Source organism: Sphingobium phenoxybenzoativorans, assembly GCF_001757355.1.
Classification (GTDB): domain Bacteria; phylum Pseudomonadota; class Alphaproteobacteria; order Sphingomonadales; family Sphingomonadaceae; genus Sphingobium; species Sphingobium phenoxybenzoativorans.
Genome location: NZ_MINO01000123.1, coordinates 1 through 6,172 on the forward strand (window position 1 = coordinate 1; position 6,172 = coordinate 6,172).

Annotated in this window: 6 protein-coding genes and 1 pseudogene; 1 reads left to right on the forward strand and 6 read right to left on the reverse strand. The window is 67.1% G+C overall.

Annotation, left to right across the window (positions count from 1 at the left end):
- From BHQ40_RS23585 to BHQ40_RS23610, 6 genes and pseudogenes are all read right to left on the reverse strand, one after another.
- Positions 1-244, reverse strand: a pseudogene (locus tag BHQ40_RS23585) (alpha-ketoglutarate-dependent dioxygenase AlkB); the annotation flags it as partial.
- Positions 229-642, reverse strand: a complete 414-nt coding sequence (locus tag BHQ40_RS23590) for a thermonuclease family protein (RefSeq protein ID WP_070158161.1) — start codon at positions 640-642, stop codon at positions 229-231. The gene BHQ40_RS23590 and the pseudogene BHQ40_RS23585, both read right to left, overlap by 16 nt.
- 10 nt (positions 643-652) lie before the next feature.
- On the reverse strand, positions 653-916 hold the full coding sequence (locus BHQ40_RS23595) for a DksA/TraR family C4-type zinc finger protein (RefSeq protein WP_070158162.1): 264 nt from the start codon (positions 914-916) through the stop codon (positions 653-655).
- Between the two features lie 57 nt (positions 917-973).
- Complete coding sequence (locus tag BHQ40_RS23600; RefSeq protein WP_070158163.1) at positions 974-1,264, reverse strand: hypothetical protein; 291 nt, start codon at positions 1,262-1,264, stop codon at positions 974-976.
- Positions 1,251-4,511 (reverse strand): error-prone DNA polymerase, encoded by a 3,261-nt coding sequence (locus BHQ40_RS23605; protein WP_070158164.1) that lies wholly within the window; start codon positions 4,509-4,511, stop codon positions 1,251-1,253. Before BHQ40_RS23605 ends, BHQ40_RS23600 begins: the two co-directional genes overlap by 14 nt.
- Complete coding sequence (locus BHQ40_RS23610; RefSeq protein ID WP_253183461.1) at positions 4,511-5,971, reverse strand: DNA polymerase Y family protein; 1,461 nt, start codon at positions 5,969-5,971, stop codon at positions 4,511-4,513. The genes BHQ40_RS23605 and BHQ40_RS23610 overlap by 1 nt, the downstream gene beginning before the upstream one ends.
- Between BHQ40_RS23610 and BHQ40_RS26600 the strand changes: the two genes are divergently transcribed.
- Positions 5,948-6,172 (forward strand): hypothetical protein (locus tag BHQ40_RS26600; RefSeq protein ID WP_216094922.1); only part of this gene is annotated, 225 nt, incomplete at its 3' end. The two genes, BHQ40_RS23610 and BHQ40_RS26600, sit on opposite strands and share 24 nt — an antisense overlap.

The following is a 6,172-nucleotide window of genomic DNA, read 5'->3' on the forward strand; positions in this document are numbered from 1 at the left end:
CGAGCCACTCCGGGAGCGGATCGGTCGGCGCGAACCGACCGCTCTCGAAATCATAGCTCCAGCCGAACGACCGGGTCAGGCGCTTGCCGGTCCATTGCTGAAACCGGAACGGGCTGAGGCCCTCGGCATCGATCTTGCCGATGAGGGAAGCCTCTTCCTCGGCGGAGATGATCTCTGGTCGCGTGGCCAAGCCCGCAACGAGTGGGGCATCGAACAGGTCAGCCATCATCATCGCGGTCGCCAAGCGCGTCCGCCTTCAATCCCGCCAGCTTGGCGCAACAGCGTGCCAAGTGGGCGACCGCCAAGCGTGCAGGCAGCGACCACGCGGTCATAGCTGCGCCGCCCCGCGCGGCAGACCAGCGGCTTGCCCATCACTAGTCGTTCCAGCCGCCGCTTGGCTTCGCGGCCGCCGGCTTCGTGCAGTTCAGGCGCATAGAAGTCCGCGAGCCGGACCTCGATCCAGCGATCGGGCCGTCCGGCAGGACCGACGCAAAGGCCGTCGCCGTCGCCAACATAGCGAACGTCACCGGCGAAGGTGGTGCCCTTGGCGGGCAAGGCGCCCTCGCACGGATCGGCAAGCGCGGGCGCGGACCAGGCGCAGGCGAGGACGCTCGCCGCGGCGATAAGGTGCAAGCGGCTCATGGACGTCGGGTCAGCGCAGCTGGCTGTCCTTGCTGCCGCGCCGATTGATGCCGGACCAGGTCGGGCGCTTGTCGCGAGCCGACTGGCAGGACACGCAGGTGCGCGCGCCCGGCAGTGCGCGGCGGCGCGCTTCCGGGATCGGCTCGCCGCACTCTTCGCACTCGGCCAGGCCGTCGCCGGACGGCATGCGCGCACGCGCGCTCGCCAGCGCATCCTTCACGCTGTCTTCGATCTGTTCCTGAACGGCGCCGTCGGGCGCCCAGCCATTGGCCATGCGTGCTCGTTCCCGCGGAAGTGCTTGTTAAGGTGCTGATATAGGAAGTCGGTGGGGTCATTTCATCCTCGCGGGGTCTTCCGAGAGAGCTCCGGTGGTGCGGAGTTGGCGCACGATCCCGTTATAGGCAGCGTGCAGGCCCTGGCTTCGGCCGATCTCGTGATCCGACCCCGCCGCCTCCCAGAAGGCGACCAGCCATTCGTCGGGGCAGCGGCCGCGCAGCACCCAGAGCGCCAGTGCGACGCCGCGCGTCTGCACCTTGCCCTTGATGGCCGCCGCCTCGCGCAGGACATTGACCGCGCGTTCAATGGTCCCGGTCGCACGGGCGCTCGCCTCAATGGAAGTCATGGCTGCGGATGCGGAGGATTTCTTCCTGCTCCTGGACCGTGCCGAACGGAGGCGAAGCTAGGGTCCGCCCGCGCGGGAAGCTCGGATCGCGTGGGTCGGGTCCGCCGCCATTGTGGGCGCCATCGCCGCGACCGGGCGCGACCGCGAAGTTTGTGCGGCCGATCGCACGCAGCATGTCGTCATGATCGGTGATGCGGTCGCAAATGATGTGGATGACCTCGCCTTCCTTCTGCAGCCGGCCCCGCATCGCAATCATCGATGCGGACATGACCTGACGCCGGTAGATCTCGAACCTGTCGGGCCAGAGGATGCCGTTGGCGATCCCGGTCTCATCCTCGATCGTGATGAACAGCACGCCCTTGGCCGAGCCCGGGCGCTGGCGGACAAGAATGACGCCCGCGACCTCGACATTGCGCCCGTCGCGTATGGTCGCGAGATCGGCGCAGCGCACAATCCGCATGGCGTCGAGCTCGCCACGCAGGAAGCTCATCGGATGGCCGCGCAGCGACAGCTGCAGCGAGCGATAATCCTCGACGACCTCGCGCCCGGCGGTCAAGGGCGCCAGCGTCACCGTCGGTTCCATGCCCTCCGGAGAGAAACTCGCCTCGCGGGCATCGGCGGCGGCGAACAGGGGAAGCGGGGCTTCACCAAGCCCCTTCACCTTCCACAGGCCCTGCCGCCGATCCTCGGCGATGCAGTGGAACGCGTCGGCCTCGGCCAGACGTTCGATCGCCACCCGCGGCACATCGGCGCGCCGCCAGACTTCCTCGACGCTGGCATAAGGCGTGTCGCCTCGTGCCACCGCGATCTGCGCACCATGGATATTGGCAAGCCCGCGCACCTGCCGGAAGCCAAGCCGGACCGCCATGAAGCGCCCCTTTGTCGGCTCCAGCGTGCAATCCCAATGGCTATCGTTGATCGAGACCGGCCGCACCTCGACGCCATGCTTGCGGGCATCCTGCACGATCTGGGCGGGGGCATAGAAGCCCATCGGCTGGGCGTTGAGCAGCGCGGCGCAAAATACGTCGGGATGGTGATGCTTCATCCAGCAGCTGGCGTACGCAATCTTGGCGAAGCTCGCGGCATGGCTTTCCGGGAAGCCGTAGCTGCCAAAGCCCTCGATCTGCTTGAACGTCCGCTCGGCAAAATCCTTCGGATAGCCGCGGTCGATCATGCCGTTGACCAGCTTGTCGTAGAAATGGCTGACGCCGCCGGTCAGCTTGAACGTCGCCATCGCGCGGCGGAGCTGATCGGCTTCCACGGGGGTGAACCCGGCGCCGACGATCGCGACCTTCATGGCCTGTTCCTGGAACAGGGGTACGCCCAACGTCTTCTCGAGCACCGCACGAAGCTCGGGCTTGGGATATTCGGGCTTCTCCTTGCCCTCGCGGCGGCGGAGATAGGGATGGACCATGTCGCCTTGGATCGGTCCGGGACGCACGATCGCCACCTCGATCACGAGATCGTAGAATTCCTTCGGCTTCATGCGCGGGAGCATCGACATCTGCGCCCGGCTCTCGATCTGGAAGACGCCGAGCGTGTCGGCGCGCTGGATCATCTTGTAGACCTCAGGATCATCGTCCTGCAGGTCCGCCATTCCGATCTTGATGCCCTTGTCCTGCTCCAGCAGGTTGAAGGCGCGGTTCATGCAACCGAGCATCCCCAAGCCAAGAACATCGACCTTCATGAACTTGAGCGCGTCGATATCGTCTTTATCCCATTCGATGATCTGCCGGTCCTCCATGCGCGCCGGCTCGATCGGCACGAGATCGTCGAGCCGGTCCTGCGTCAGCACGAACCCACCGGGGTGCTGCGACAGATGCCGGGGCGTGCCGATCAGCTGGCGCGCGAGACTGAGCGTCAGCTTGAGCCGGTGATCTTGGGCATTGAGGTTGAGGCTTTCGATCTGCTCGTCGCTGATCCCGTCCATCGACCAGCCCCAGACGAGCCCGGTCAGCATCTTGGTGAGATCGCGCGGCAGCCCCAGCGCCTTGCCGACTTCGGCCACCGCACCGCGCGTGCGGTACCGGGTGACGACGGCGGTCAGCGCCGATCGATCACGCCCATAGGTCTCGTAGATCCACTGGATGATCTCCTCGCGCCGCTCATGCTCGAAGTCGACGTCGATATCGGGCGGCTCCTTGCGCTCGCCCGAGACGAATCGCTCGAACAGCAATTCGTGCTGGATCGGGTCGATCGACGTGATGCCGAGCAGATAGCAGACGCAGCTATTGGCGGCCGATCCACGCCCCTGGCAGAGAATGCGGCGTCGGCGGCTCTCCGCGACGATCGCATTGACCGTCAGAAAATAGGGCGCGTAACCGAGCTGCTCGATCAGCCGCAGCTCATGGCCAGTCTGGTCGCGATAGCGCTGCGGCACCCCATCCGGGAATTTTGTCGCCGCAGCCTGCTCAGTCATTTCCGCCAGCGCTTCCTGTGCGGAGCGGCCGACCATCACCTGCTCATACGGATATTGATACTGGATCTCGCCCAGATCGAAGGTGCAGGCGCGCGCGATGTCGGCGCTGGCCTGGATCGCGTCCGGAAATGCCCGGAAGCGCCGCTCCATTTCCGCGGGCGGCTTCAAGTGGCGGTCCATAAAGCGCTCGCGTCGATAGCCGAGCGCGTCGACCGTCGTCTTTTCGCGGATCGCGGTGACCACGTCCTGTAGCGGACGCACCTCCGGGCTGTGGTAAAGTATGTCACCGGTCGCGACCGCCCGCACGCCATGCCGAGCAGCGAGAGCGGCCAGGTCATGGAGCCGGATGGCGTCGTCTGGCCTGCGTCGGAACGACAACGCGCAATATCCGCGGGCGCCAAACGCCCCTGCAATATCGATGAGTTGACCACCGGCGGTCTCGTCCGGGAGATCGGGCAGCAGGATGCCGACCAGCCCTTCGGCATGATGGACGATGTCCGCCCAATCGAGGATACAGAAGCCCTTGCCACCACGGGCTTTGCCGATCGACAGCAGCCGGGTCAGTCGGCTCCAGGCGGCACGGTCCTGCGGATAGAGAAGCAGGTCATGGCCGTCGGTCGCATGGACGCGGGCGCCGGGGATCATGCGCACGCCCGTGGTCTTCTGGCCGTCCCAGCCGCGCACCACGCCGGCAACGCTGCCCCAGTCGGCGAGCCCCAGCGCGCCATGACCTTGGAGCGCTGCCGCCGCGAACAGCTCTTCCGGCGAACTCGCTCCGCGCAGGAACGAGAAATGGCTCATCACCTGAAGTTCGACATAGGCCGTCATCAGCCGAACATCCCATGGATGTACCAGCTGAGATCACCGGTCTCGGGTTCGACGCCATCGCCGCGCCGGAACAGCCAGAACCGCTCGCCGCTCTCCACCTCCACGCGGAAATAGTCGCGCACCGCCCAGAGCTCGGTGTCGGTCCGCCACCATTCCCCATGGATCCGCTCGGGGCCATCGCCGGCGGTCACCCGATAGGCCTGCCCGCGCCAGGTGAAGCGTCGAGGTGGATGGTCGGGAAGCAGCGCCACGACATGGGTGAGATGCTCAGGCCGACGCAGCATGCGGACTGGGCGCTTCCATCTCGGCCAGCAAGCCGGTTCGTCCAATGGGCCGACACGGCGAATGGCACGTTCGGGAACGTCGCTTTCATTCGGAGCAACACGGAACACGGCATCCTCGCCGGCACGGCCGACAAGCTGGTCGATCGCCGGTGCGAGGTCCGTGACTGCCTCGTCGGACCTCACCAGTGATCCCGCCGTGCTGGCGCCGAGCGGCTCGCTGTGCGGCACCGTGAGGTGCATCGCCTCGATCCCCAGCCCCGGCTCGATCCGATCGAGCTTCAGTCCGAGCATGCGCTTAAGGTGCTTGGCGTCGCGCGTTGCCCGCGACGCTCCGATCCCGATGCGCTGCGCCTCGCCATCGACCCGGTCGGCGACGAGCAACGCGGTGCGGACGCCAAGCCCGCGCTGCCGAAGCACGCCGATCAGGTCATCGACGAGATCCGAGATTACCTGTGTGATGCTCTCGGGGGTGCCGATCGGCTCGAGCAGACGGCGCGACACCTCGGGTGCCTCGAACGGCACGACCGGTGTGATCGGCTCGGCGACATGGCCGAGCGCCTGGTCGAGACGGGTCACGGCGTTGAGGCCAAGCCGCTTCGCCATCGGCCCGCGCGGGAGGCGGACAAGATCCGCCACGCGCTCCAGCCCGAAGCGAGCCGCCGCTGTCAGCGCTGCCGCCTCGAGCCGCAGCGCCGCAATCGGCAACTGGGCGAGCGCCGAGGCTTCAGCGCCGGGATCGAGAAGGAGGATATCCTTGCCGCCGTAGCGGGCGAGCGCATGCGCCGCGCCGGGCGTGCCGGCGATCGCGATGCGTGCCGTGAAGCCCAGCCGTTGCAGGAAGCGCAGCAGCCGGCGGCAAAATCGCTCCTCGCCGCCGAACAGATGAGTCGTGCCCGACAGATCGAGCCACAGGCCATCGCCTCCCGACACGCTCGCGGTCGGCGTCCAATGCGTCACGCCATGGAGCGCCAGCCGATCGAGCCACGCCTCGTCACCCGCCGGATCGGCGTCCCGCACGTCGAGATCGGAAACCAGCGCCCGGGCGTGGGCTGCCACCATCCCCGGCGTCAGGCCCAGCGACAATGCGACCGGACAGGCCGAGCGGATCAGGTCGCGCTGTCCGACGCGTTCGATCAGGACGGTCGGCCGGTCATGCGGGAAAGGCACAACGGGCATGGGCGCGACACTGCGCCCGCCTTCATCGGGGGGCATCGCCTTGAAAGGGTGCTCCACGGGTTCGGACCGGCGGCCGAGCATACGCATCGGCGGCCGCTGGTGGGCCGGCAGCTGCGCGATCTGGCCGATGACCTGTGCCTTGCTCAGTCCGCCGTCGCGAGCCCAGCGCGCGCCCGGTCGCCAGCCGCCACCGCGCGGAAC

Excerpts from the sequence above, each read along its gene's own strand:
- BHQ40_RS23590 (WP_070158161.1), bottom strand. The coding sequence starts at position 642 with ATGAGCCGCTTGCACCTTATCGCCGCGGCGAGCGTCCTCGCCTGCGCC.
- BHQ40_RS23595 (WP_070158162.1), bottom strand. The coding sequence starts at position 916 with ATGGCCAATGGCTGGGCGCCCGACGGCGCCGTTCAGGAACAGATCGAA.
- BHQ40_RS23600 (WP_070158163.1), bottom strand. The coding sequence starts at position 1,264 with ATGACTTCCATTGAGGCGAGCGCCCGTGCGACCGGGACCATTGAACGC.
- BHQ40_RS23605 (WP_070158164.1), bottom strand. The coding sequence starts at position 4,511 with ATGACGGCCTATGTCGAACTTCAGGTGATGAGCCATTTCTCGTTCCTG.
- BHQ40_RS23610 (WP_253183461.1), bottom strand. The coding sequence starts at position 5,971 with ATGCCCGTTGTGCCTTTCCCGCATGACCGGCCGACCGTCCTGATCGAA.